Annotated in this window: 16 protein-coding genes and 1 pseudogene; 10 read left to right on the top strand and 7 right to left on the bottom strand. The window is 68.8% G+C overall.

Translation table 11 applies throughout. From position 1 onward, the window contains the following. The first annotated feature begins 173 nt into the window (after positions 1–173). The 9 genes and pseudogenes from tssH to tssM all read left to right on the top strand — a co-directional run bounded on the left by tssH (position 174) and on the right by tssM (position 13807). Complete coding sequence (gene tssH, locus AX676_RS10310) at positions 174–2828, top strand: type VI secretion system ATPase TssH (protein WP_066477517.1); 2655 nt, start codon at positions 174–176, stop codon at positions 2826–2828. Between the two features lie 98 nt (positions 2829–2926). Beyond that, entirely contained in the window at positions 2927–3397 is a 471-nt protein-coding gene (locus tag AX676_RS10305; protein WP_066477515.1) for an Hcp family type VI secretion system effector, read from the top strand. Between the two features lie 83 nt (positions 3398–3480). Continuing rightward, on the top strand, positions 3481–5364 hold the full coding sequence (locus tag AX676_RS10300; RefSeq protein WP_066477512.1) for a type VI secretion system Vgr family protein: 1884 nt from the start codon (positions 3481–3483) through the stop codon (positions 5362–5364). 1 nt (position 5365) lies between these two features. Then, the gene (locus AX676_RS10295) at positions 5366–5974 is read left to right on the top strand and encodes a DUF6931 family protein (RefSeq protein WP_066477511.1); all 609 of its coding nucleotides are present in this window, start codon (positions 5366–5368) and stop codon (positions 5972–5974) included. A 9-nt stretch (positions 5975–5983) separates the two neighbouring features. After that, positions 5984–6262 (top strand): annotated as a pseudogene (locus tag AX676_RS18530) (FHA domain-containing protein); the annotation flags it as partial. A 109-nt stretch (positions 6263–6371) separates the two neighbouring features. Continuing rightward, a complete protein-coding gene (gene tagH, locus AX676_RS10290) occupies positions 6372–7466 on the top strand; it encodes a type VI secretion system-associated FHA domain protein TagH (RefSeq protein WP_066544267.1) in 1095 nt (364 codons plus the stop codon). A 25-nt stretch (positions 7467–7491) separates the two neighbouring features. Beyond that, positions 7492–8835 carry a type VI secretion system baseplate subunit TssK gene (tssK, locus tag AX676_RS10285; protein ID WP_066477508.1) on the top strand — a complete coding sequence of 448 codons (1344 nt, stop codon included), beginning with the start codon at positions 7492–7494 and terminating at the stop codon, positions 8833–8835. Then, the gene (gene icmH / locus AX676_RS10280) at positions 8832–10322 is read left to right on the top strand and encodes a type IVB secretion system protein IcmH/DotU (protein ID WP_066477507.1); all 1491 of its coding nucleotides are present in this window, start codon (positions 8832–8834) and stop codon (positions 10320–10322) included. Before tssK ends, icmH begins: the two co-directional genes overlap by 4 nt. A 14-nt stretch (positions 10323–10336) precedes the next feature. Beyond that, positions 10337–13807 carry a type VI secretion system membrane subunit TssM gene (tssM, locus tag AX676_RS10275; protein ID WP_156437652.1) on the top strand — a complete coding sequence of 1157 codons (3471 nt, stop codon included), beginning with the start codon at positions 10337–10339 and terminating at the stop codon, positions 13805–13807. A gap of 6 nt (positions 13808–13813) precedes the next feature. On the opposite strand, the gene AX676_RS10270 is transcribed toward tssM, so the two are convergent. Continuing rightward, positions 13814–15235 carry a class I SAM-dependent methyltransferase gene (locus tag AX676_RS10270; protein WP_066477505.1) on the bottom strand — a complete coding sequence of 474 codons (1422 nt, stop codon included), beginning with the start codon at positions 15233–15235 and terminating at the stop codon, positions 13814–13816. A 35-nt stretch (positions 15236–15270) separates the two neighbouring features. Then, entirely contained in the window at positions 15271–15960 is a 690-nt protein-coding gene (locus tag AX676_RS10265; protein ID WP_066477504.1) for an OmpA family protein, read from the bottom strand. A gap of 184 nt (positions 15961–16144) precedes the next feature. Here AX676_RS10265 and AX676_RS10260 point away from each other — a divergent pair, with 184 nt between their 5' ends. Beyond that, positions 16145–17062 (top strand): type VI secretion system-associated FHA domain protein, encoded by a 918-nt coding sequence (locus tag AX676_RS10260; RefSeq protein ID WP_066477503.1) that lies wholly within the window; start codon positions 16145–16147, stop codon positions 17060–17062. Between the two features lie 140 nt (positions 17063–17202). On the opposite strand, the gene AX676_RS10255 is transcribed toward AX676_RS10260, so the two are convergent. The 5 genes from AX676_RS10255 to AX676_RS10235 all read right to left on the bottom strand — a co-directional run bounded on the left by AX676_RS10255 (position 17203) and on the right by AX676_RS10235 (position 22054). Continuing rightward, positions 17203–17610 carry a hypothetical protein gene (locus AX676_RS10255; RefSeq protein WP_066477502.1) on the bottom strand — a complete coding sequence of 136 codons (408 nt, stop codon included), beginning with the start codon at positions 17608–17610 and terminating at the stop codon, positions 17203–17205. A 137-nt stretch (positions 17611–17747) separates the two neighbouring features. Further along, positions 17748–18653, bottom strand: a complete 906-nt coding sequence (gene hslO, locus AX676_RS10250; RefSeq protein WP_066477501.1) for an Hsp33 family molecular chaperone HslO — start codon at positions 18651–18653, stop codon at positions 17748–17750. A 146-nt stretch (positions 18654–18799) separates the two neighbouring features. Next, positions 18800–19717, bottom strand: a complete 918-nt coding sequence (argF, locus tag AX676_RS10245) for an ornithine carbamoyltransferase (protein ID WP_066477500.1) — start codon at positions 19715–19717, stop codon at positions 18800–18802. A gap of 143 nt (positions 19718–19860) precedes the next feature. Beyond that, on the bottom strand, positions 19861–21057 hold the full coding sequence (locus AX676_RS10240) for an aspartate aminotransferase family protein (RefSeq protein ID WP_066477498.1): 1197 nt from the start codon (positions 21055–21057) through the stop codon (positions 19861–19863). A 142-nt stretch (positions 21058–21199) separates the two neighbouring features. After that, positions 21200–22054, bottom strand: a complete 855-nt coding sequence (locus AX676_RS10235) for an ABC transporter permease (RefSeq protein ID WP_066477495.1) — start codon at positions 22052–22054, stop codon at positions 21200–21202. Between the last annotated feature and the right edge of the window lie 75 nt (positions 22055–22129).

Below are 22129 nucleotides of genomic sequence, written 5' to 3'. Positions count from 1 at the left end.
CCGGCGCGCTGGGCTAGACCGACGGCGCGCCGAGGGGACGGTGGCGCGGGCGGGGCGGCATCGAAAAATGCGGGCTCGAGTCGCATCGCTTCCATCCCCGGGATCCGGTCGGGCGGCATCGCCGCAGCCCGCGCGAAAATACATTGATTTCGGCATGTTGCAGAGGGGGGCATGTGGCGCAGGTCAATCTGAAGAGCCTGGTCGGCAAGCTGGACGACACCTGTCGCTCCACATTGGAGGGCGCCGCCGGACTTGCGCTGTCTCGCACCAATTACGATGTCGAGATCGAGCATTGGCTGCTGCGCCTGATCGACCGGCAAACCTCCGACGTCGCCGTCATTCTCAATCATTTCCAGGTCGATGCCGGCCGGCTGACCCAGGACATCAACCGCGCGATCGACGGGTTTAAGACCGGCAATGGCCGCGCGCCCGGCCTTGCCCCCAACATCATCAAGCTGATCCGAGAGGCATGGCTGCTCGCGTCGCTCGATCATGGCTCGGGGGTGATTCGCTCGGGCCATCTGCTGATGGCGCTGCTGGATGCGGACGACCTGGCGGTGATCGCGCGCCAGATGAGCACGCATTTCGCCAAGCTGCCCTCGGAAACGCTGCGCACGACGATGACGCAGATCGCGTCGGCGTCCGAAGAAGCGAAGATGGCGGCGGACCTGTCCTCCGCCCCTGCGGGCGACGGCGGGGCGGCGACGGGTGCGGGCGGTGCCCCGGCATCGCGCGGCACCGCGTCGCTCGACAAGTTCTGTATCGACCTGACCGCGCAGGCGAAGGCGGGCAAGATCGACCCGATCTTTGGCCGCGACCCCGAAATCCGCCAGATCGTCGACATCCTGACCCGGCGGCGTCAGAACAACCCGATCCTGACCGGCGAGGCGGGCGTGGGCAAGACCGCGGTGGTCGAGGGTTTCGCGCTGCGCATCGCGCAGGGCGACGTTCCCGACGCGCTCAAGAATGTGCGCCTGCTGTCGCTCGATCTTGGCCTGCTCCAGGCCGGCGCGGGGATCAAGGGCGAGTTCGAGAACCGGCTGAAATCGGTGATCGACGAGGTGAAGGGCTCCCCCACCCCGATCATCATGTTCATCGACGAGGCGCACACGCTGATCGGTGCGGGCGGCGCGGAGGGCCAGAACGACGCCGCCAACCTGCTCAAGCCCGCGCTCGCCCGCGGCGAGATGCGCACCATCGCGGCGACGACCTGGGCCGAATACAAGAAATATTTCGAGAAGGACCCCGCGCTCACCCGCCGTTTCCAGGTGGTGAAGGTCGAGGAGCCGTCGGAGGACCTGGCCGTCGCCATGCTGCGCGGGCTCGTGCCGGTGCTCGAAAAACACCACAATGTCCGCATTCTCGGCGAAGCGCTGGAGGCGGCTTCGGGCCTGTCGCACCGCTACATCGCCGGGCGGCAATTGCCCGACAAGGCGATCTCGCTGCTCGACACGGCGTGCGCGCGGGTCGGCATCAGCCAGGCGGCGACGCCGCCGTCGGTCGAGGATCTGGAACGCCAGCTTGGCCTGCTCGCGTCCGAAGTGCGGATGCTCGAGCGCGAGGGCCGTTCGGGCGTGGATGTCGCCAAGAAGCTGGAGGCGGCCGCCGCGCGCAAGGGCGAGCTGGAGGCGGCGAAGGAGACCGCATCGGCGCGCTGGCAGGAAGAACTGGCGGCGGTGAAGGCGGTCGGCGACCTGCGCGTCGCGCTGGACGGCATGGCGGCCGACGCAGCCGATTATGACGCAAAGGTCGGCGAGCTGCGCGAGGCGCAGGCGAAGCTGCGCGCGCTGCAGGGCGAGCATCCGGTGGTCTATGACGTCGTCGATCGCCAGGTCGTCGCCGAAGTGCTGGCCGGGTGGACCGGCATTCCGGTCGGCCGGATGGGCGGCGATGAAATCCGTTCGGTGCTGACCGTCAAGGACCAGCTCGCCAACCGGATCAAGGGCCAGGACTATGCGCTCGACATGATCGCGCAGACCGTGCGCACCGCGCGCGCGGGCCTGGCCGATCCGCGCAAGCCGATCGGCGTCTTCCTGTTCTGCGGCACGTCAGGCGTCGGCAAGACCGAAACCGCGCTGGCGCTCGCCGAGCTGCTTTATGGTGGCGAGCAGAACGTCACGACGATCAACATGAGCGAGTTCAAGGAGGAGCATAAGGTCTCCACGCTCGTCGGCGCCGCGCCCGGCTATGTCGGCTATGGCGAAGGCGGCGTGCTGACCGAAGCCGTCCGGCGCAAGCCCTATTCGGTCATCCTGCTCGACGAGATGGAAAAGGCGCATCCCGGCGTTCAGGACGTGTTCTATCAGGTGTTCGACAAGGGGATGCTGAAGGACGGCCAGGGCCGTGACATCGATTTCAAGAACACGCTGATCATCATGACGTCCAACGCCGGCACCGATACGATCGAGGAACTGTGCCGCAACGTCGAGGTGCTGCCCGAGCCCGAGGCGCTGGCGACCCAGCTGCGCCCCGACCTGCTCGATTATTTCAAGCCCGCGTTTCTGGGCCGTGTCGTCACCGTCCCCTTCTTCCCGCTGCGGCCCGAAATCCTGCGCGAGATCGTGGTGATCAGCCTGAAGCGGATCGAAAAGCGCGTGATCGGCAGCTACGGGGCCAGCTTCAGCTGGGACGACGCGCTGCTCGACAAGCTGGTCGAGCGCTGCACCGAAACCGAAAGCGGTGCCCGCAATATCGAGAATATCCTGAAGCGCGGGCTGCTCGCCGATCTGGCCGGGCAGCTGCTGGAGCTGCGCGCCGATGGCAAGGAAGTGACCGAGGTCCGGGTCAGCGCGGGCGAGACGCAGGATTATTCGATCACGCTGGTGTGAACGCAATCACCGCGGGGCCGCGCCATGATTCATGCCGCCGATCCGCAATTTAGGGCAAGGCGACACGGTGTCGCCGAGGATGAAGAAGGGAACAGCACGTGGCAATCTATCTCGAACTCGATGGCATCAAGGGCAGCTCGACCGACGACAAGTTCAAGGAAATGATCGAGCTGAACAGCTTTCAATGGGGTGCCGGCATCGGCGTCAGCTCGCCGCGCGGCGGCGACCGCACCGCGTCGGAGCCGAGCGTGTCCGAAATCACGACGACCAAGGTCACCGACAAGTCGTCCGAGCTGCTGTTCAAGCAGCTGCTGATGGGTGAGGTGATCAAGAAGGGCAAGATCTCGTTCACCGCCGCGTCGAAGGGCGAATCGGTCGCATATGCGACGCTCAGCCTGGAGGAAGTCATCATCTCGGGCTTCAGCATGTCGTCGGGCGGCGATTTTCCGAGCGAGTCGCTGTCGCTGAACTTCACCAAGTTCGACTGGTGCTTCACCGGCCGCGATGCGACCAACACCGGCAGCCCGACCCACCTGATCTACTCGCTGGCCGAGAACAAGGTCGGCTGATCGCCCTGTCTTGCGCGGAAGATCGGCGGCCCCGCACCGGGGCCGCCGGCTTCCGCGTCTGACGGGCGGGCAAGGCTCCTAGCATGGGTGACCATCTTCTCAATCTGCGCGCGCTTCCCGACGACCTGGCCAATTACGAGCTGCTGGGTTTTGAAGGACGCGAGGCGATCAGCGAGCCGTTCGAGTATCGCCTGGAGCTGGTCGCCGGAGTGCGGCCCGACCTGACCCAGTGGATCGGCAAGCTGGTCGAGTTCGACATCTCGATCGGCGACTTTCCGCCGCGCGTCTTTGCCGGGCGCATCTATGCCGCGCGGCTGGCGCTGGGTGCCGAGGGGATGCGGGTCCTGCTGACCGCGCGCCCGGCCTATTTCGCGCTCAGCTATGCGCGCGCAACGCATTTCATCCAGGACAAGACCAGCCTCGACATCTTCACCGCGATGACCGCCGATGTCGTCGGGCTGACCAAGTCGGTGGGCGTCAGCCCGGACCCGCCGGCGCGCGGCTATGCGGTACGCTATGACGAGAGCGAGCTCGATTTCCTCGACCGCCTGCTGGCGCAGGACGGCATCATGTATTTCTTCGTGCACGACAGCGGCGCGGGCACCTTCCGGCACAAGATGGTGCTGGCCAACAAGTCCGCCGACTATGTCGACGTGGCGGGCGGCGACGTGTCGATGGATCACGAACAATCGCTAAAGGCGATGCCCGCCGTCGCGCGCGAATATCGCGCGGGGCCGCGCAAGCACAAGCATCACGGCGTCAACGTCAACAAGCTCGACGAGCCCTTTACCAAGGCGGGCAGCGCCGCCCCGTCATGGGGCGCGGTCTATCCGCACGGGCTGCATTCGATCGGGTTCGAATCGGTGGCGCAGGCCGGCGTGAACGCCCGCTCCGCCTATCACATCGATGGCGTCGGGCAGAGCGCGGACCAGGTGACCGGCATGTCGTCGCGCTGCGACTTCATGGCCGGGGGACGCGTGAAGGTCACGCAAAGCGACGGTGCGCTGCCAGACCGGCTGGCATTCACCTCGGTCACCCATTCCGCGCGCGATCCGTGGATGCTGCAGGATGGCGGCAAGGGCAGCTATTCGAACCAGTTTACCGCGATCGACGCGACGCGGGTGTTCCGCCCGCCGGTCGGCGCGCCCCAGCGCACCGCGCCCGGCCCCCTGCTCGGCACGGTCGCGGACGAAAGCTCGGCCAAGGGCGAGATCGTCATCGACGACCAGAGCCGCGTTCCCGTCGAAATCGCGACCGCGAGGGATTATGGCGGTGCGCTCCCCAAATTCGTCTGGTTGCCCGTCCAGCAGCAATGGGCCCATTCGACGCACGGCGCGCAATTCTTTCCGCGCATCGGCACGCGGGTGATCATCGACTTTCTCTACGGCAATCCCGATCTGCCGTTCATCTCGGGCACGGTCTACACGCCGTCCCAGCCCTATCCGTTCGATCCCGCGTCGGCCAAGACACAGAGCGGCTGGCGCTCGGTCACGGAGAAAAACGGCGGGATCACCCAGGAATTCCGGTTCGAGGACAAGGACGGTGCCGAGGAGATCTATCTCTACACCGGCCGCGACTATCGCCGGCTGATCGACAATGACGACTGGGGCACGGTCAAGCGCGACCAGACGCTGGCGGTGGAGCGCGACCAGTCGCTCACCGTGACGCGCGATCGCACGGTCAAGATCGACGGCAAGCAGACGACCGACATCGCCAAGACCCGCACCGTCACCGTGCAGCAGAAGAGCCTGCTGGAATCGAAGCAGGAAATCGAGCTCAAGGTCGGCAGCTCGACGATCACGATGACGCCCACGGGAATCGAGATCAAGGCGGTGAAGATCACGATCAAGGCCGAGGCCCAGCTCGATATGTCCGGGGGCGCGACCGCCGCCCTGAAAGCGCCCAAGACCGACGTCACTGCCGATGCGATGCTGACGCTCAAGGGCGGCATCGTGATGATCAACTGACATGGCGAGCACGCCCGTCATCGCGTTGCGCTATCAGCGTGCGGAGCTGGAGCAGAAGGCCAATCTGTCCCCCGCGGGCCGTGCGGTGCTGGCCGGGGCGACGGGGCCCGAACGGCTGATCGCCGCGCTCGCCGCCACGGGCAATTACCGCGACGCGGTCTATGCGCTCACCATGATCCTGCCGCATCGCCAGGCGGCGTGGTGGGCATGCCTCGCGGTCCGGCTGCTGCCCGATCTGGCGGCGCGTGCGGAGGATCTCGCCGCGGTGGAGGTCGCCGAACACTGGGTCCAGAGCACCGCGCCGGTCGATGCCGAGCGCGCGGGCGAGGCGGCCGATCGCTGCAACCTCGACCTCGCGCCCGGCTGGGCCGCGATGGCGGCCTATTGGAGCGGCGCATCGATCGCGCCGCGCGGGCAGCAACCGGTACCGCCTGCACCGCATCTGCCCGGAGTCGCGACGCGGACCGCGCTGCTGCTGCTGACGCTCGAGCCGGCGCTCAACGGCCGCGTGTCGCTGGGCGATTTCCTCGAAATCGGGCTGGCGTTGATGAAGGGGGACGTTGGTCGAACCGCCCAGGCGTCGGTCCGCGCGCGGCTGGCGGGGGGCTGATCCGTCATCATGTGGACGTTGTTGCTTGCCAGGGCGACCGACCCGCCCGGAACCTTTATCGACCGGCGCCAGCTCGACGCCGGCCAGATCAAGGTCGGGCGCAGCGCGAAGACGTGCGACTGGGTGCTGCCCGACGAACACGGTCATATCTCGCGCGAACATTGCACGATCTCGGCGCTCGGCCTCGACCTGTTCGTCATCGACACCAGCACCAATGGCGTCGCGCTCAACCGCCCCGACGGACGGATCGCGCCGCAACTGCCCGTGGCGATCCGCGCCAACGACCGGCTGCTGATCGGCGATTTCGTCATCACTGCCCGCCCCACCCCCGCCGCTGCCCGCCAGCCCGTCGGGTCTGGGCCAGCCCGACGCGTGGTTCGACACCCCGGTCGATCCGGTGTGGGGCAATGCGCAGCGCCAGGCAGAGGTGCACGAGTTCCTCGGCAACGCGATGGACGATTTCCTGGGCTTTTCGCCCACGCCGCTGGCCGGCCCGGCGCAGTCCGCGCCGCCGCCCGAGGATTTCGGCTTTGCCGGTCCGCTCGGCAACGCCTTCGCCCGGCCGATCATGGCCGATCCGCTGCCGCCGCCGACCGATTTCGGCATTCCGGAGGACTGGGCGATCGCGCCGCCCGGCGGAGCTGCTGCAAGCGGCGCGGACCCGTTCGCGCCGATGCCGCTGCCCGCGGGCGACCCGTTCGCGCCCGCCCCGCTGCCGCCGCCCGAGAGCGATGTCTTCGCCGAGGTGCCTTTCCCGGCCGAGCCGTTCACCCCCGCGCCGCTGCACGGAGAAACCGACGACCCCTTTGCGCTGCCCGCGCCCGATCCGGGACGGGCAAGCCCAGCCGAACTGCCACCCCCGGCCGCGTCGGCAGCGCCCGCCGCCCCGGCCGCCCCAACTGCGCCGGCGTCCACGTCCGGTCCCGACTGGGCCGCATTTTACGAAGGCGCCGGGATCGGCCCCGACGAGCTGCAATTGTCGCCGGACGCAATGCGGCGGCTGGGGGTGATGTACCGCCAGGTGGTGCTCGGCCTCTCCGACATCATCCAGGACCGCGCCGCGTTCAAGGACGAGTTCCGCGTCGAGCGCACTCAGCTGAGCATCGGGCGCAACAATCCGCTCAAGCACCTTGCCCCGCTCGACGCCGCGCGCATCCTGCTCGGCGATCCGCTGCCCGGCTTCATGCCCGCCGACGAAGCCGTGCGCACCGCGTTCGAGGATATCAAAAAGCACCAGCTTGCCATGCTGGCGGGCGTCCAGCACGCGTTGAGCGCGGTGTTCGACCGGCTGTCGCCGCCCGAGATCGAGAAGCTGATCGCCCAGGCTGCGGGCCAGAAAAAAGGACTGCCGTTCCGGCGTGGCATCGATCCGTGGACGGTGTATCAAACGATCTTCGAGGCGTTGCGGCGCGATGCGGTATCGAACGCGAACGGGGTGATGAGCGTCGCCTTTCGCGAGGGCTATGAAAAGTTCCTGAAGTCGGGACAATGACGCCACCGGGGGGAGTGATGGCCGAGTGACCTGGGAGAACAAGCCGATCTGGTCGGAGGGCATGTTCCTGCGGCCGCAGCATTTCCAGCAGTTCGAGCGCTTTACCGGCGCGCAGCTGGAAGCGCGCGTGTCGCCGCTGGTCGCGCACGGCTATGGCGTATCGGCGCTTCAGATCGACGCGGGACAGCTCAAGACCGGCAAGCTGGTGCTCAACCGTTGCGCCGGCGTGTTCGACGACGGCACCCCCTTTCGCGTGCCCGAGGAAGCCGCCGCCCCGCTGCCGCTCGAAGTGATGCGCGATCTGCGCGACGCGACGATCCATCTGTGCGTGCCGCAATCGCGCGCGGGCACCGCCGATGTCGCGCTCGATCCATCGGCACAGGCGGAGACCCGCTTCGCCGCGGTCGAGTTCGAGGCGGCCGATTCGGTCTATGGTGCGGCATCGCGGGTGCCGATGAATGTCGGTCGGCTGCAGCTTTCGCTGCGCAGCGAGGCAGAGGGGCTGGACGGCTATACCACCCTGCCGATCGCGCGCGTCATCGAACGCCGCGCCGACGACAGCGTCTCGCTCGACCCGGGCTTCATCCCCTGCGGCGTCAACGCGATGGCGAGTGCGACGCTGACCGGCTTCATGTCGGAACTGGAAGGGATGCTGCACCAGCGCGCCGAGGCGATCGCCGGACGCCTCGGCACCCCGGGGGCGAAGGGCGTCGCGGACATCAGCGATTTCCTGATGCTGATGGCGGTCAACCGCGCGGAAGCCGCGATCAAGCATCTCGCCGCGCTGCCGGTGCTGCATCCGGCCGATCTTTACGGCCATTTGTGCGTGCTCGCGGCCGAACTTGCCACCTTCACGACCGCGGGCAACCGCCCGACCTTCATGCCGCTCTATGCGCATCGCGACCAGCGGGCGTGCTTCGACGCGGTGATGAACGACCTTCGCCGCTCGCTGAGCGCGGTGTTCGAGCAGAGCGCCGTCGCCATCCCGCTCGAGCCGCGCGCCTATGGCATTTCGGTCGGCCAGATCAGCGACCGGTCGCTGTTCACCAGCGCGTCCTTCGTGCTGGCGGCACGCGCGGCGGTCGATACCGAGCAGCTGCGCGTCAACCTGCCCCGCCGCGCCAAGATCGGCTCGGTCGAACATATCCGCGACCTGGTGATGCGCCAGCTGCCGGGCGCGGACATCTATCCGATGCCATCCGAGCCGCGCCAGATTCCGTTCCGCGCCAACACCGTCTATTTCACGATCAACACCCGCCACGACCAATGGCAGACGGTGCGCACATCGGGCGCGGTGGCGCTGCACGTCGCCGGCGAGATACCGGGGCTTGAACTCGAGATGTGGGCGATCAGGGGGGCACAGCAATGAGCGGCAAGCCCGGCGATCCCGACGGTCCCGCCGACGGCGAACGCACCGTTTTCCAGCCCGGCCGCCCGGCCGGCGCGCCGGGCTTTCCGCCGCCGACTGCGCCCGTGCCGCCGCCCGCTGCTCCGCCCGCTGGCGCGGCCGGCGAGCGCACGATGATCCCCGGCACTGCGCCCGCGCCCGGCGGCTATGTGCCGCCCCAGCCGCAGCAGATCGGTCCCGGCGGACCGCCGCGCGCCGCGCCCGCCCCGGCCGGATCGCCCCCCGGCGGTGCGACCGCCGGGCGGCTCGATTTCGCGGCGGCCGAGCCCGACCTGTACGGCCCCGAACCGCTGGTCGCCGCCGCCGGTCGCCTGATCCACCTCGCCAGCCGGGTGCGGTCGATGCCGGTCGGCCCCGATCTCGGATCGCTGCGCCAACTCGCCATTCGCGAGCTCGACGCCTTCAGCCCGCGCGCGCGCAATCTGGGGCTCGACCCAAAGACGGTGCAGCTCGCGCATTACATCCTGTCGGCGTTCGTCGACGATGCCGTCATGTCCACGCCCTGGGGCGCGAACAGCCCGTGGTCGCAGCATAGCCTGCTCGCCGCCTATCACAACGACACGCAGGGCGGCGACCGCCTGTTCCAGTTCGCCGAGCGGATGGAACAGGACCCCAATCGCGAACCCCGGCTGATGGAGCTACTCTATCAATGCCTCTCGCTCGGGTTCGAAGGGCGCGCCGCGCTCGATCCGCGCGGCCAGTCGCTGCTGCATCAACGCCGTTCGGGCCTGGCCACCGCCATCGCCCGGCGCGGACAGGCGGCGACCGGCGAATTGTCGCCGCAATGGCGCGGCCAGACGGTGGCGGCGGGTAGCTATGCGCCGCGCATCCCGCTCTGGGCGATCCTGGCCGGGCTGGCGGCGGTCGGCGCGCTGCTCTTCGCCGCGCTGCTCTATCGCCTCAGCACCCAGGCCGATGCCGCGATCGCCAGCCTCAACCAGGCGGTCGGCACCGCACAGGTCGTGCCCCCGCCCCCGCCCGCGCCCGAGACCGCGACTCCGACCTATGACCGGATGCGCGAGATTCTGGCCCCCGACATCCAGGCCGAACGGCTCGACGTGCTGCGCGAGGGCAACGAGATCGTGATGCGCCTCAACAATCAGGGCCTGTTCGCGTCCGCACAGGCGGAACCGTCGGGCGCTTGGCAGGACACGTTCGGGCGGCTCGCCGAAGCGGCCAACCTGTCCAAAGGGCCGATCCGGATCGAGGGGCATACCGACGATCAGGCAATCCGCAGCCTCGCCTTCCCCTCCAATCAGGAATTGTCGGTTGCCCGCGCGCGTGCGGTCGGCGATGCGATCAAGGCGGCGGGGCTGGCTGATGGATCGCGCGTCACCGCCACCGGGCTGGGCGACACCCGCCCGATCGGCGACAACACGACCGATGACGGGCGGCGACAGAACCGGCGCGTCGAAATCCGCGTCGCCAACGACGTCGCGTGGCGCTGAGGGAGGGCAAGGCCATGACTGCGCTCAAATCCCTGTTCCGCAATCCCTGGTTCTGGCGCGTGCTCGGCGCGATCCTGCTCGGGCTGATCCTGTGGTTCATCGGTCCGCTGATCGCGATCGCCGATTTCCGCCCGCTCGGCTGGTGGCCGGTGACGCTGGTCGTCGCGCTGCTGCCGCTGATCGGCGTCGGCATCTACGGGTGGCTGGCGCGGCGCCGCGAGAAGAAGAAGAACGCGGCGCTGATGGAGGCGCTGGCGCCCAAAAACCCGGCCGACCATGACGAGATTTCGGCCAAGCTGGGCGAAGCGCTGGCGATGCTCAAATCCGCCAAGCTCGGCCAGCGCCAGGCCTATGCCTATCAGCTGCCCTGGTATGCGATCATCGGCCCATCGGGCGCGGGCAAGACGACTGCGCTGCTCAATTCGGGGCTGGGCTTTCCGACCGCGGTCGCGGGTGAATATCGCGCGCTGCGCGGCCAGCCCAACACGCCCAATTGCGACTGGTGGTTCACCGACGAAGCAGTACTGATCGACACGGCCGGACGCTATGTCACCCAGGATCTGGATGCCAAGGCGGATGCGGAGGGGTGGCAGAGCTTTCTCAACCTCCTGAAGCAGCACCGCCCGCTCCAGCCCTTGAACGGCGTGATCGTCGCCATCCCCGCCCCCGATTTCGCCGATGCGGCGAAAATGGCGTCGCATGCCCAGAACATTCGCGCGCGCCTGAACGAGCTTGGCGGGACGCTGGGCCAGGATTTGCCGGTCTATGTGATGATCACCAAGGCCGACCTGCTCGCCGGTTTCCGCGAATATTTCGCGCGCAGCACCGACGCGGAAAGCGATCAGGTGTTCGGCACGACCGCACCGGGCGACGGCGCGGACAATGACGCGGTGCTCAGGGGCTTCGACGATCTGGTCAGCAGCATCGCCGGGCGCGTCGTCGATCGGATGCAGAACGAGGCGCAGCTGCCGCTCCGCGGCCAGATCGCGATGTTCCCCGCCCAGCTCGCCTCGCTGCGCACGCCAATTGCCACGCTGCTCGCCGCACTCGGCCAGAAGTCGCGCTTCGACGCGCCGGCGCGGGTGCGCGGCATCTATCTCGCGTCGGGCACCCAGACCGGCAACCCGGTCGACCGCATCCTGCTGACGCAGGGCGTGCCCCCGATCGCGTCGGCCAACGCGGTCGGCCAGGGACGCAGCTATTTCCTCAAGCGGTTCTTCTCCGACCTGATCATCCCCGAACAGGGGCTGGCCGGTCGCAACGAGGCGGCCGAGCGGCGCGCACGCCAGCGTTATGTGTTCGGCATCGCGGGGGGCGCGGTGGCACTCGCCGTCGCGGTCGGACTGTGGACCTGGGGCTATTTCCGCAATGTCGAGCTGATCGACGGCATCTACACGACCTCGGCCAGCTATGCCGAAGCCGCCGGCACCTCGCGCGGCGGCAGCGCGACCGTCGAGCAGGACCTGGCCGCGCTGGGCGTTCTGGGCAGGGCGACCGCGGAGATGCGCGACGCCAGCGACTTCGCGCTCGGGCTGGGCCAGGCCGGGCGGCTGTCGGGCGAGTTGAGCGGCATCTATGGCCGCGATCTGCAACGGCGGCTGACGCCGATCCTTGCCGGCCTGGCCGAAGAGCGGTTGAGCGCCGATGTCGCGCAGCCATCCGCGCTTTATGACGACCTCAAATCCTATCTGATCCTGGGCGGGCGCGGGCCGATGCAGGCCGAACAGATCCTGTCCTGGGTCCAGCCGGCATGGCTGGCGCGCGGCGGCGGCGGCGATCCGCAAAGCGAGGCGGGCGAGCTTGCGCGCCACACCAGCGCCCTGTTCGAGGGCGGCGCCTTCCGCCCGGTCGCGGTCGACGACAGCCGGATTGAAGCCGCGCGCGCGGTGCTGCGTGCGCAACCGGCAGCGGTGCGCGTCTATGGCCGGTTGAAGAGCAAGGCGATCGAGCAGGGCGACACGATGTGGAGCGCGCGCGACAATGCCGGCCCCAGCCCCGAAATCTTCTTTGCCCCCGGCGGCGCGTTCGCCCCCGGCGCGGGCGTACCGGCGCTGTTCACCCGCACCGGCTATGACAAGACCTTCCTGCCGATCGTCGCCAGCGGCGCGCAGTTGCTGGAGGAGGAACGCTGGGTCGTCGGGGACGCCGGCGTCGCGACGAACATGTCGCCCGCCGAGCTGGGCGCGCTCAAGCGCGATCTCGAGCGCCTCTATTTCGCCGAGTTCCTCAGCCGCTGGCAGGCCTATCTGGCGGCGATGCAGCCGCGCCCGGTCACCGCGCTCGGCGACAATATCCAGCGGCTGCGCGACGGCAGCGGGCCCTTGTCGCCGATCAAGCCGCTGATGACCGCGATCGCCAAGGCGACCGACATGACCCCGCCCAAGGCGACGCCCAAGGCGCCGGGCGGGCTGATCGGCCAGGCGATGAACGCGGCCGGCATCGGCCCGTCGGCGGACGATCCGCGCACCAGCGTGGTCAACGCGTTCCTGCCGCTGCGCCTGTTCGTCGGCATTCCGGCCGGCGGCGGCGCGCCTGCGCCCAACGCGCCGATCGATGCGGCGCTGGCGACGATGGGTCAGCTCGCCGACAAGCTCAACATCGTCTCCGTCCTGCCGGGCGGCGGCGGCGGCAGCGGATCGGAACAGAGCCTCGAGGTGCGCGCGCTGGTCGCCCAGCTCGACCAGTCGGCCAATTCGATGCCCGCACCGGCCGCGATCTGGATCAAGGCGGTGGCGAGCGACGCCAATGTCGCGCTGGGCGGCGCGCGACTGGCCCAGATGGGCGCGGCGCTCAACGCCAGTTTCGGCGACCAGTGCACCGGCACGCTGACCCGCGCCTTTCCGGTGCAGCCGGCAGCGACCGCCGAGCTCTCCATCCCCGATTTTCAGCGCTTCTTCGCGCCCCAGGGCCAGTTCGCGAAGTTCGTCGGCGAACAGCTCGCCGGCTATATCGACACGACTGCGCCCGAATGGCGCGCGCTCGACAATGCCGGCGAAGTCGGACTGACCGAAGCCAATGTCCGCGCGCTCCAGGCCGCGAACAGCGTGACGCGCACCTTCTTCGCCAGCGATCCCAATGCCGCGCGCCTCGCCTATCAGATCGAGCCGGTGGCGCTGGCCGGGGCGAGCGCGGTCAAGCTGACCATCGACGGCCAGACGCTCAACTTCGACGGCAAGGTGCCGGTGCCCGTCACCTTCGACTGGCCGGGGACCGGCGATGCGGCGGTCGAGTTCACCGTCGCCGACAGCGGCGCGCCCCAGGTCCGCTCCTGGCCCGGCCAATGGGCGGTGTTCCGCATGATGAAGGCCGCAGCGATCAAGCCCGGCGCCTCGCCCGTCATCGGCGAAGGCAGCCTGACCCAGGCTGGCGCACGCTTCAACTTCCGCGTGCGCACCTTTGGCGGCACCAACCCGTTCGTCGTCGACCCCTTCGTCAAGATCGCGTGCCCCAGCCCCGCAATGGGCGCGACCGCCGCGCTCGGCTGAACCCGATCAGGCGACGAGCAGCGGCACCCGCGCGATCTGGGCGAGCGCGGTGTCGACGTCGACCTCACTGCCATAAGGCGTCCCGGCCCAGGCCGCGGCAAGCTCCGCCCGGTCGCGGCTGCCGTCGAGCAGCGCCACGAATGCACGCGGTCCCGGCGCCTCGAACGCGACGACGCGATGGTCGAGGGTGAACAGCGTGGTGCCGCCCAGCGCGATCTGGGCGCGCGCGACCGGGCTGGCGCAGGGCCGCGCGCCCGGAATCATCCGCGCGGGCACGGGCGTGCTGTGCAGCGTCAACACCTCGCTGCGATAAAGCGTGACCAGCGCTTCGGCACGATCGGGGGAGTCCGCAATGCGCGCCAGCGGCACGCGCGCCGGCCACGCCGTCGCCATCGCCTCGAGCAGGTCGCACAATTGCGCGTCCGCCACCTCGAACGGATCTTCGCCCAGCCGGAAATGGGTCGAGCCGGTGCGCTGCACGCGCGATGCGCCGTACAGCCGGGCAAACACCGACGGATCCAGCTGCCGCGCGGGCGCAGAGCCGGCGCGCACGAACAGGCTCTGGTGGAAGAAGGCGACGCTCTCGTAATCGCTGACCTGCGCGGCGCGGACGACCGCGGCATCGTCGGTCGCCCCGCCGGGCAGGACCCCGGGCAGGCCGTCGCGGACCATCGTCGATCCTGCGTCGTTCAGGAAGCGCAGGCCGTGGCCGGCGGCCGCGGCGACGACGTCGCTCAGCGACTGCGGCGCATAGCTCTCGCCCAGCTCGTCGTGGAACAGGGTGCCGAGATTCTTGCTCAGCATCGGGCGGGCGACATCGCGCATCGCCTGCAGCACCGGGCGATCGCCGTCGTGCGGGCGCGAAAAGGCGAGCAGGCAGTCGTGCGCCGCGCGCACCCGCGTGACCGGGTCGGTGATGCCTTCGACATGATGCAGCAGCATGTCGCGAACCGCCCGGCGCAGATGCCCGCCGGGCAGCGCGTTGTAGCTGATGAAGGCGACGCCCTGGTCCGACAGCACCCGCCCGATCAGCCGCATCGTCGCCGCGCGCACCGCATCGGGCACCCAGGCATAAAGGCCGTGGGCGATCACATAATCATAGGGGCCCGCCATCGTCTCGGCGCGGTCGAGCAGGTCGCCATGCTCGATGCGGACATTGGTCAGCCCGGCCGCGTCGGCCAGCCGCACGCCGCGCGCCACCGCCTCGCGCGACAGGTCGAAGCTGTCGAACTGTGCCTCGGGATAGGCAGCCGCGAGCGCGATCTGGCCGACCCCGTCGCCGCCGGCGATTTCCAGCACGCGCGCGCGCGCTATGTCGGGCGGGTCGAGCCCGTGAAGGATGGCGATCGCCGCGAGATGGTCGGGGTGCGTCGCCGGAAACAGGGTCGCGGGATAGGCGACATCGTCATAGGCGGTCGTGCCGCTCATTTCCCGCCGCCCCCTGCGCGCGATTGCCGAGCCGATCAGCTGGCCTTGGCGAACTCGACCCGGCGGTTGACGGCTGCGCGCGGTGTCGTGCCCGGACGCGGGCGTTGATAGCCGAAACCGCGCGTCTCGATCCGGCCCGGATCGACACCGAGCGAGGTCAGATAGGCCGCCACCGCCTCGGCACGGCGGCGCGACAGGTCGAGATTATAGTCCGCCGCGCCGATCGCGTCGGTATGCCCCTCGATCCGGAACTTCTGCCCGGCCAGCACCGGCGACTCGAGCGCCTTGGCAAAGGCGCGCACCTCGGCACGCGCCTGGTCGGTCAGGTCGGCCGAACCCAGCGCAAAGGTGACCATCATGTCGATGCCGCCGCTGGTCGTCGGCGGTGCGGGACGCCGCGTCGGGGTGCGCGCGCCCGCGGTCGCCACCGGGCGACGCGACGGTGCCGCAGCCGACGCCGCGGGCGGGCGCGAGGGCGCGCTGGTCGATGTGGCGCTGCTCGCCGGCTTGGCGGCGTTGGGCTTGGCCAGGCTGAACGCCTTTTCGTCGCCGATCTCGATCTGCGCGCCCGGGTCGGCGGGCGCGTCGCCGCACACGCCGCTCAGCTGACACACGATCTGGTCGGGCGTGTTGACCGATGTCTGGGCATGCGCCGACGGCGCTCCCATCCCCATTCCGACGCCCAGAACCGCATAAAGCGCCATGTTGCGCGAGAGCCTTGCCATGCCGTGTCCCCTTGCTAGCGACTCGCTAACCATCCTGTCGGCAGGATAGGTGGGGCGGGCCCGAATGACAAATGTCGATCGGTGGCGATGCCGCCCGCGCTGCCCCGGTTGCGGACGGCGGCGGGCGGGCTAGGATGCCGCATCGTCCGGCGGTCCGGACGGCATCGCCGCGGCAAGGAAGCGCATGACCCTGATCCTCACCCCCCGCCCCGCGCCCGGCAGCCAGGCTGCGGCGGTGGCGGCGACACGCTTCGCGCAGGGACCCGTGACGATCGGCCGGGCGGGCGATTGCCAGCTCGTCCTGCCTGATGCGACCAGCGTGATCTCGTCGCGCCACTGCCGGATCGATCGGACTGCGTCGGGCTGGGCAGTGCACGACACCAGCACCAACGGCACGTGGCTCAACGGCCAGCGGCTGGCGGCGCCACAACATCTGCGCGACGGCGATGTCCTGCGCATCGGCGGATACGACATCGGCGTGAACGTGGCGGCGGGTGCAGCCGCGCCCGAGGCCGATCCCTGGCGCCGTGGCGCGACGGCGTCGCCCGTCGCTGCAGCTGCGCCCCCGCGCACCGCGGCAGAGGCCGGCAATGCCGCCGCCCTGCTCTGCACGGCCGCAGGCGTCCGCCGCGATCAGGTCGCGGCCACCGATGGCGTGGTGCTGCAGGCGGCGGGCGCGATGCTGCGCGCGGCAGTGACCGGCGTGGCGGCGATGACCGCAGCGCGCGGCCGTGCGCGCGCCGAAATCGGGCTGAGCGCCGACCCGGTTGCGGGCAACCCCCTGCAATCGGGCCAGCCGGCGGAGATGCTCCTCGCGCGGCTGCTGACCGCGCCCGGCCCGGGGGCGGAGGCGATGACCGGCGCGCTTGCCGATCTCGACGCGCATCAGCGCGCGACCCTGACCGCGATGCAACAGGCGCTGCGGGCGACGCTGGATCATTTCGCGCCGGAGCCCATCCTGCGCCGCGCCGGGGGCAAGCCCGATGCCGCGTGGCGGCTCTACGCCGAAGCCTTCGCCGCCGACGACGGCTTCATCGAAACCTTCGCGCGCGAGCTGACCGCCGCCTATGCCCGACGGACGGCCGATCGCCCGGGCGGCTGAACAAAAAAAGGGGCCACCAACGGCGGCCCCAGCTGTCTTGGGAAACCAAAAGGGAGAACTTCATGCCTGCGTCCAATCAGGCGGGTCGAGCTATGCCACGACAGACCTAAACGTCGCGTTAACGACGCGAAATTCCGGCCTCAATTGCCCGTGCAGGCGCCCATGCGTCGCGCGTTGAGCTCGAGGTGAAAAGGTGCGCCGGACGCGACGCCCTGGGTCTCGATCCGCACCGATCGCGGCGTCACCAGGTCGATCGTGGTCCGGCCATAGCCGCTGCCGGGGCAGGTATAGTGAATGGTCCCGTGCGCGGTGCGATCGTCGATCACGTAGCGCGAACAGCCGCCGCGCGGATGCTGGAGCTGGATCAGCGTTTCCATGTCGCCCAGGCAGATGCTGCGCTCGCCACCGCGCGGCCCGATCTCGCGCAATTGCCACTGACCGAGTTCCAGCCCGCGCAGCACGGCGAGCGTCGGCGCATCCGCGGCAGCCAGCGGCAGCGCCAGCGTCGCCGCCACCGCCCCCGCCATCATCGCCGTCAAGCGCCGCATCCGCACGTCCGCAACTCCTCCACCGCTCTATCCCGCAGCCTCGCGATCCTCGCGGCACCCGCCGGCCGCGTCTATCGCGAAACGGGGCCATTTCCGTTCGCCGGCAACGCGACCCTTACATCGCCAGAGGTAAATATTCAGGCGACATCGGCAAGCGACACCGGAAAGCTGCGCGCGCAAAAGGCGCAATCGACGTTGATGACGCCGTTTTCGTCCGCCATTTCCGCGCGGTCGATTTCCGAAAACTTCGCCAGCACCTGGCTGATATAGGTCGCATCGCAGCGGCAGCCGCGCGACAGCGCGGTCGCCGGAAAGACGCGTACCTCGCGCTCCTCGTTGAACAGCCGCCAGATCAGCGACTCCAGCGGGACCGTCGCATCGGTCAGTTCCTCGCCCGACATCGTCGCGCCCAGCGTTTCGACATGCTGCCATTCGGGGTGGTCGAGCCGCGTGTGCAGCCGCTCGCGCCCCTCCTCGCCATCGGGCAGATGCTGGAGCAGCAGACCCCCGGCGACCATCCGGCCACCGGCGTCGCGCCGCGTGCCCAGCCGCACCAGGCTGGGGATCTGTTCCGACTGGAGGAAATAGCTCTGCGCGGCCTCCGCCAGCGACGCACCGTCGAGCGGCACGATGCCCTGATAGCGTTCGCGCGTCACCGACTGGTCGAAGGTCACCGCCAGATAGCCGTTGCCGAACAGCGCGAACAACGACGGCTCGTCGGGCCCCTCGCTCAGCCGGTCGGCGTCATACTGGATATAGCCGCGCACCGCGCCGTTCAGATAGTCGCAGACCAGCAGGCTGATGATGCCGCCCTGGGTCTGCGCCTGGAGCGTCAGCTGCCCCTCGCCGTCCTTCAGCGTCGATCCCAGCAGTGCGGCCAGCGTCAGCGCCTCCGCCAGCAGCGTTTCGATCGCGGGCGGATAGGCATGCGCATTCAGGATCGTGTCGAGCGTCGGGCCGAGCCGGGCGATACGCCCGCGCGCATTCCGGTCGGGAATCATGAACCCGATGGCGCGATCGAGTTCGGCAACAGCGTCAGTCATCGTGGAATCCGTTCGGGCGCAGTCTGGCGAAGTCCCCGTCCCCTCTCGCCCGTTCCGAAGAGGAAGATCAGCCCCCGGATACGCGCAGGGCAAGCGGCATTCGCTGCATTGGACTTACAGATAGGAAGAAATCGGCGTGCCGCAACTCACCCGATCTGGCCGAAGCACCAGCGCAGGATCGACTTCTGCGCGTGCAGCCGGTTTTCGGCCTCCGCCCAGATGCGCGATTGCGGTCCGTCGATCACCTCCGCCACCACCTCCTCGCCGCGATGCGCGGGCAGGCAGTGGAGAAAGATCGCGTCGGGTTTCGCCAGCGCCATCAGCTCCGTTGTGACCTGATAGGGCATCATCGCCGCCAGCTTTTCTTCGGCATGATCCTGGCCCATCGAGATCCAGGTGTCGGTGACGATCACGTCGGCGTCGCGTACCGCATCGGCGGCGTCGCGGCACAGCCGGGCCCGCCCGCCCGCCGCCGCCAGCACTGCGGGATCCGGATCATAGCCCTCCGGACACGCCGCCACGACGTCGAAATGCATCAGCCCACCCGCCTCGACGATCGAATGCAGCACGTTGTTGCCGTCGCCCAGCCACGCCCATTTCAGGCCGGGCAGCGCCTTGCCGCTTTCGATGACGGTCAGCAGGTCGGCGACGATCTGGCACGGATGGCTCAGGTCGGTCAGGCCGTTGATGACCGGGACGCTGGCATGATGCGCCATTTCGGCCAGCTTGGCGGGATCGTCGGTGCGCGCCATGATCGCGTCGCAATAGCCCGACAGCACGCGCGCGGTGTCCGCCACCGTCTCGCCGCGCCCGAGTTGTGTCGTCCCGGCCTCCAGGATCACCGCGCTACCACCCAGCTGGCGGATCGCCAGGTCGAACGACACGCGCGTGCGCGTCGAGCTCTTCTCGAATACCATCGCCAGCGTGTGGCCGGCGAGCGGCGCGTCGGCATCCGGCCTGCCCTTCGGCCAGCCGCGCCGCGCCGCCTTGCGGTCGATCGCGTCGTTGAGCATCGCGGCGATCGCGTCGCCGCCGGCTGAACTCAGGTCGAGAAAATGGCGCATTAAAAATCCTCTCCCAGCTCGCTGGAGGAGGGGGACCGCGCCCAGCGCGGTGGAGGGGGCCCCTCTACCCGCGACGCGCCGCCAACTCCCCTCCACCAGCTGCGCTGGTCCCCCTCCCCGAGCAAGCTCGGGGAGGATCCGTTTCAAGCCGCCTTCTGCATCGCGTAGCTGCGCGCACCCGCGCTCAGCTTTTCGACCGCCTCAGCAATATGGCTTTCGTCGATGATCAGCGGCGGCAGGATGCGTACGACATTCTCGCCCGCCGCGACCGTCAGCAGCCCGTGGTGATCGCGCAGGTGCGCGACGAAGTCGCGGCTGACCGCCGGCTCTTTCATGCGCAGCCCGCACATCAGGCCGATGCCGCGGATTTCGTCGAACAAGTCGTCATGATTGGGAATCATCTGCGCCAGCGCCGCGCGCAGCCGGTCGCTCATCGCGGTGACATGGTCGAGGAACCCCGGCTCCAGCATCACGTCGAGGATGGCGTTGCCCGCCGCCATCGCCAGCGGATTGCCGCCATAGGTCGAGCCGTGGGTGCCGAACACCATCCCCTTCGCGGCCTTTTCGGTGGCGAGGCACGCGCCGAGCGGGAAGCCGCCGGCAATCCCCTTGGCCGACGCCAGGATGTCGGGCTCGATGCCATAATGCTCGTACGCCCACATCCTGCCGGTGCGCCCGTAGCCGCACTGGACCTCGTCGAGCACCAGCAACAGGCCGTGTTCGTCCGCCGCCTTGCGCAGCCCCTGGATGAACTCGGGCGTGCCCGCGCTCACCCCGCCCTCGCCCTGCACGGTTTCGACCAGGAAGCCTGCGGTCTCGTCATCGATCGCCGCCAGCGCGCCGTCGAGATCGTTGAAGCGGACATAGTCGAAACCGGGCAGCAGCGGCTCGAACCCGTCGCGCATCTTGGCCTGGTTGGTCGCCGAGATTGCGCCCATCGTGCGGCCGTGAAAGGCGTTGTGGAAGGTGATGAGCTTGTGCCGCTGGGGATTGCCCTCGGCATAATGATAGCGGCGCGCGGTCTTGATCGCGCACTCGATCGCCTCGGCGCCCGAATTGGTGAAGAACACGGTGTCGGCAAAGCTGTTGGCGACGATCCGCGCGGCCAGCGCCTCGCCCTGCGGGCTGCCATAGAGGTTGCTGACGTGCATCAGCGTCGCGGCCTGATCCTGGATTGCCTTGGTCAGATGCGGGTGGCCGTGACCCAGGCAGTTGACCGCAATACCGCTGGCAAAATCGAGATATTTCTCGCCGCGCTCGCCATAGAGATACACCCCCTCGCCGCGCACCGGACGCACATCGCACCGCGGGTAAACGGGCATGAGCGCGGGGATCGACATGGCAAAGCTCCTGTAATGGCGGGACGAAACGGCCGGATCGGGCTCCGGGTCAAATACAAACGGGCGGCCCGGTGGCCGCCCGTCGCCATCATTTACCGGGACCGGCCGGGGCGCGTCAACACCGCGCCCGCGCGCGCCAGGGTCAGCTCTTGAGCTTCCAGCCGCGCCGCAGCAGCGCATAGCATAGGCCGACCAGCACGATGTTGAGCACCAGCAGGATCACCGCACCGGTGACGACGTCGGTATCCGCGGTCTGCAGAAAGCCGTAGCGGAAGCCCGAAATGACATAGAAGAACGGGTTGAGGTGGCTGATCGCCCGGAAGGTCGGGCTGAGCGCGTCAACCGAGTAGAAGGTGCCCGACAGCAGCGACAGCGGCGCGACGACGAAATTGGTGATCGCGGCGGCATGATCGAACTTCTCCGCCCAGATCGACGTCATCACGCCCAGACAAGCGAGAAAGCCGGATCCCATCAGCCCGAAATAGAGGATCGCCAGCGGGTGGCGCGGCGTCACGTCGACCCCCCACAGCGCCATCGCCAGCCATACCGTGCCACCGACGCAGATCGCGCGCGTCACCGCACCGCCGACCAGTCCGGCAAGCAGCTCCCCGGTCGACAGGGGCGGCATCAGATAGTCGACGATCGTGCCCTGGATCTTGCCGACCAGCAGCGAGAAGCTGGAATTGGCGAACGCGTTCTGCAGCATCGCCATGACGATCAGCCCGGGCGCGATGAATTCGGCAAAGGGCACGCCCAGCACGGTCCGCCCGCTGCCGCCCAGCGCGACGGTAAAGATCGCCAGGTAAAGCAGCGTCGTGACCGCCGGCGCCCAGATGGTTTGCAGCTGCACCTTGAAGAACCGGCGCACCTCCTTGATATAGAGCGCCTTGAGCCCGCCCCAGTTGACGTTCCGGATCGTCGGGACACCGGGGGCGGCAAGGATCGAATCGGTTAGCGGCGCTGCGGTTCGGGAGTCGGTTTGGGGCTGGTCCGTCATGCGCTTCTCGCGTAGTCGCTCCGCCTTCGCCCCGCAACCGTTCCGACGCGCCGGGACCATGAAACAGGACGACGC

It is taken from the genome of Sphingomonas sp. CCH21-G11, from assembly GCF_001555965.1.
In the GTDB taxonomy this organism is placed as follows: Bacteria; Pseudomonadota; Alphaproteobacteria; order Sphingomonadales; family Sphingomonadaceae; genus Sphingomonas.
The sequence above is the reverse complement of the archived record's forward strand: the minus strand, read 5'-3'. Positions and strand labels throughout refer to the sequence as shown.

Bases quoted from the DNA above. Each gene is read 5' to 3' on its own strand.
- AX676_RS10300 (WP_066477512.1), top strand. From the start codon at position 3,481: ATGGGTGACCATCTTCTCAATCTGCGCGCGCTTCCCGACGACCTGGCC.
- AX676_RS10295 (WP_066477511.1), top strand. From the start codon at position 5,366: ATGGCGAGCACGCCCGTCATCGCGTTGCGCTATCAGCGTGCGGAGCTG.
- icmH (WP_066477507.1), top strand. From the start codon at position 8,832: ATGAGCGGCAAGCCCGGCGATCCCGACGGTCCCGCCGACGGCGAACGC.
- tssM (WP_156437652.1), top strand. From the start codon at position 10,337: ATGACTGCGCTCAAATCCCTGTTCCGCAATCCCTGGTTCTGGCGCGTG.
- AX676_RS10270 (WP_066477505.1), bottom strand. From the start codon at position 15,235: ATGAGCGGCACGACCGCCTATGACGATGTCGCCTATCCCGCGACCCTG.
- AX676_RS10265 (WP_066477504.1), bottom strand. From the start codon at position 15,960: ATGGCAAGGCTCTCGCGCAACATGGCGCTTTATGCGGTTCTGGGCGTC.
- AX676_RS10260 (WP_066477503.1), top strand. From the start codon at position 16,145: ATGACCCTGATCCTCACCCCCCGCCCCGCGCCCGGCAGCCAGGCTGCG.
- AX676_RS10255 (WP_066477502.1), bottom strand. From the start codon at position 17,610: ATGCGGCGCTTGACGGCGATGATGGCGGGGGCGGTGGCGGCGACGCTG.
- hslO (WP_066477501.1), bottom strand. From the start codon at position 18,653: ATGACTGACGCTGTTGCCGAACTCGATCGCGCCATCGGGTTCATGATT.
- argF (WP_066477500.1), bottom strand. From the start codon at position 19,717: ATGCGCCATTTTCTCGACCTGAGTTCAGCCGGCGGCGACGCGATCGCC.
- AX676_RS10240 (WP_066477498.1), bottom strand. From the start codon at position 21,057: ATGTCGATCCCCGCGCTCATGCCCGTTTACCCGCGGTGCGATGTGCGT.
- AX676_RS10235 (WP_066477495.1), bottom strand. From the start codon at position 22,054: ATGACGGACCAGCCCCAAACCGACTCCCGAACCGCAGCGCCGCTAACC.